This window comes from Streptococcus sp. KCJ4932 (assembly GCF_004352745.1).
In the GTDB taxonomy this organism is placed as follows: domain Bacteria; phylum Bacillota; class Bacilli; order Lactobacillales; family Streptococcaceae; genus Streptococcus; species Streptococcus ruminicola.
In genome coordinates this window covers 1-1370 of record NZ_SJWW01000034.1, presented here as the reverse complement: position 1 = coordinate 1370, position 1370 = coordinate 1, and the positions used below count along the sequence as shown (strand labels likewise).

The following is a 1370-nucleotide window of genomic DNA, read 5'->3' as shown; positions in this document are numbered from 1 at the left end:
ATGGATTACAATTAAAGCTTTAGATTCATTTATACAAAAAGAAAAAATTGAATTAAGAAATTTAGCGTGCGATTCAAGAATAATGCCTAGGATACAATGTTTAAATAGTGAGTATAAAAATCGATTTAAAGCATTGCAATATGGTTTAACGATTCGTACCCAACTTAATCAATGTGTAAATTATATTCAAAATGGAAAATCTATCATTATTCATGGAAAAGCAGGAAATGGAAAGAGTGGCTTAACAGAAAATATTATTAACTGGTGCGATGAAAATAATATTTTACACCTAGATTTAAAACTTGATAGCCATATTCCATATGGTTCAGCACAAAAATGGGGGGAAGAGTTGGGATTCCCTACGAGTATAAGTCATTGTATAGATGCTTTTTCTAAGGATAACAGTGCTGTTCTAATATTAGATCAATTAGACGCATTAAGGTGGACTGCTAAAAATTCTAAGAATTCTATTTCCACTTGCTTGGAGTTAATCAGAGAAGTACAAAATATTAATTTGGAGAGAGAAAACAAGATTTCAATCGTCCTTGTTTGTAGAACATATGATCTAGAAAATGATAGTGGAATAAAATCAATATTTGAGCAGAAGTCGGACTACTGGTATAAAATAAAAGTTGATGAGTTTTCAGAAGGTGAAGTTCAGAAAATTTTGGGGAATAAATATCAAAAATACCCGAATAGGTTGAAACAATTATTAAAAACTCCGAGCAATCTTTATATTTGGGAAAAATTTGATAATGAAGCTGAGTATTATCAAATATCAAGTACATATAACTTAGTAGATAACTGGTGGAGAGATTTGTCAGAAAAATGTCAGGATGTATTGTTAAGTGAAGAAAGTCTGAACGATTTAAAATTACAGCTTGTGAAACTGTTTAATGATACTGGTAAGGTGGTATTTAGTAAGAGAAGGATTGAAGGAAATGAAAAGGCTATACGTTATTTAATTAGTAAAGGAATGTTAATTGAACGTTCAAATGCTATTTCTTTTGTTCATCAATCATTTTTAGACTGTTTTGTTGCAGAACAAATGGTAAGGGATTATTATAAGAATTCTGATATAGTAAGTATTATAGGGCAAAAAAATAAGCAAACTCCAACGAGACGATATCAACTTCAACTTTTTCTTCAAATATTACAAGAAGATTCAGAAGGTGATTTTTTAGATTTTGGTGAAAAATTACTAAATAATAATGATATTAGGTTTAATTTCAAATATGTTTTTCTAGAAATTCTCGGAAGTATTCAGAAACCATCTAAAAGAGTTTTGAAATACATTGGGACTTTAATTCAAAATATAATTTGGAGAAAACATTTGTGCAATACTGTTGTAAGAGGTTGTTCTTCTTATG

At 29.2% G+C, this 1370-nt stretch carries 1 protein-coding gene; it reads left to right on the top strand.

Going from position 1 to position 1370, the window contains the following annotated elements; translation table 11 throughout:
- Positions 1–1370: ATP-binding protein (locus E0E02_RS09485; RefSeq protein WP_165937151.1), on the top strand; the 1370-nt coding region annotated here is incomplete at both ends.